Source organism: Mucilaginibacter sp. P4_E8 (genome assembly GCF_056401495.1).
In genome coordinates this window covers 1-2,060 of the sequence record NZ_JBFUJG010000328.1, presented here as the reverse complement: position 1 = coordinate 2,060, position 2,060 = coordinate 1, and the positions used below count along the sequence as shown (strand labels likewise).

Annotated in this window: 3 protein-coding genes; all 3 read right to left on the bottom strand. The window is 35.8% G+C overall.

What is annotated here, in order from left to right; genetic code table 11:
- Positions 1 to 551, bottom strand: a 551-nt coding sequence (locus AC1DRQ_RS31045; protein ID WP_477429917.1) for an oligosaccharide flippase family protein, incomplete at its 3' end; no start/stop codon positions are given.
- A gap of 67 nt (positions 552 to 618) precedes the next feature.
- The gene (locus AC1DRQ_RS31040; RefSeq protein ID WP_477429915.1) at positions 619 to 1,857 is read right to left on the bottom strand and encodes a glycosyltransferase family 4 protein; all 1,239 of its coding nucleotides are present in this window, start codon (positions 1,855 to 1,857) and stop codon (positions 619 to 621) included.
- A partial coding sequence (locus tag AC1DRQ_RS31035) for a hypothetical protein (protein WP_477429913.1) occupies positions 1,854 to 2,060 on the bottom strand: 207 nt, incomplete at its 5' end. The genes AC1DRQ_RS31035 and AC1DRQ_RS31040, both read right to left, overlap by 4 nt.

Below are 2,060 nucleotides of genomic sequence, written 5' to 3'. Positions count from 1 at the left end.
GCCCATACACCGGCTCCCTTTAAAGCCATGATAAGGGCAATAACACCAACTACTATATTTGATACATTGTCTATAAAGGCCAATTTTTTAAATTTCATTTGCTTGGTAAGCTGTGCTTTATGCACCAGGTTTACCGGGCTTACTAAAATACCGATACTAAGGACTGGGATAATGGTTGTAAGAATAGGCTTGTTATAAAACATGGCAGCCAAAGGCCCCACGCCAAAACTCATAATAAGGAATAATAAAATAGACCAAATTACTCCTGTCCAGAAAGCTGTGTGATAGTGTTCGTTACGCAAATGTTCATCTTTCCGCTGCACGAGTGCTGAGCCTACACCTAAATCATTTAGTATCTGTACAAACCCTGTGAATACAGTTGCCATGCCTACTAATCCAAATTCACTTGGAAACAGTAGCTTAGCCAACACCAATTTTAAAATAAAATTAAAAGATTGGTTTATAACCAATTGGATAAAATTCCAAAATATTCCAGAAGCGACTAACTTTTTATCCGTAGTAGATGCGGCTTCAGTAAGTACACTACTCATTTGATTTAATACGTGTTTTTAGATCCGTAATCATATTGTTTGTGTCGGTTTATGCAGAATTTTATAATCAATTCAATTGATTATGTAAAACCGGGTATATTCCCGTTTTGCGTAATTCGGGCCGGGGGGTAGTAATTTGTTGATATAAAAGCAGATGATTCTTAATATAATTATCTACAGAAAATTTTTGGGCGTGCTTTACACAATTTTTCTTTTTTTCGGCTATCTCACCTTTATTGCTCAAAATGTGACTTATTATAACTGAAAGGTTTCCCTCATCAGGCGAATAGGTCCAAGAGCTGTTAGGATCATAGATTTCTTTGAGCCCCCCCCTATCTGACTGACAAACAGGAACCGAGTAAGATAAGGACTCTATCACCGTCCTGCCAAAGGGCTCATTCCACAAAGCCGGAACTATCAAAATATCAATTTGCTTATAAAAATCATCTGGTTTTGATACACCTATAAATTCGTATTGAATGTTTTTTAATATATCACCAAGTTGTGCTATAAATTGAGGATCGCCTTTACCAGCGAAAATAATTTTCAATACTGATTTTTGTATGTCAGTTAATTTAGCTAATTCATTTGCCAGGTACAACACACCCTTATCTTCTGCTATTCTTCCAATATACCCGAAATGTATTTTTTCTGTGATTGGCTTTACCGTTGCATTTAAACAATTTTTGGTAGCATTATATACCACGTTGCTAAACTGATCAGGGATCTGTAAAAAGGCTTTATGCTTATTTAGTATGTATTGACTTATACCAATGAAATGATCAGGGTATAACATGAAATTTCTTTTTATGCTACTGGTTACCTTACATGGCTGACATAGGACTTCGCAATTTTTATTATTATTAAATAAGCTACATTTATGACAAAGCAAATAATAATCACGCATGGTGTGTACCAGAGGGATTTTATTGCTTTTTATAGTTTTCCAGATAAAAGGTGAAAAACCCTGAATGGTATTAGTATGAACAAGATCGGGACGTATTTTTTTTAAGATTGATGAAAAGCTGAAATGATAAAACATATTGCAGCTATCAAGCAGGTGCCAGAAAGATTTAAAAATCCCATTTACATGGGCAACGCCGTTATAGGTAGAATATATATTTCTTTGCTTTAAGCTTATTACCGCAACCCCATTAACACGATAAACCTTATTAACCGGGCCCGTAGTAAGTACATATACCTGATTACCTGCCTTTGTTAATCCCTCTGCCAGTAGCTGAACGGATATCTCGGCCCCGCCAACAAATGTGGGGTAATAAAAGCTGCTTATAAGTAAAACTTTCATGCCAAATTATTGTAAGAACTATCTGTATTCAGTATTAGAGGTACAACTTTTCTTTCAGAAAGATATCTACTCTGTACGTATGACCTGATTTTTAATACAAACTGGCTTTCATCAAAATATTGGGCGTGCGCCCGAAGGAAAGCCGGATCAAACTCTAATTGTTCAAACAGATTAACAGCATCTTGTAGCGCTTGTACTGTTTG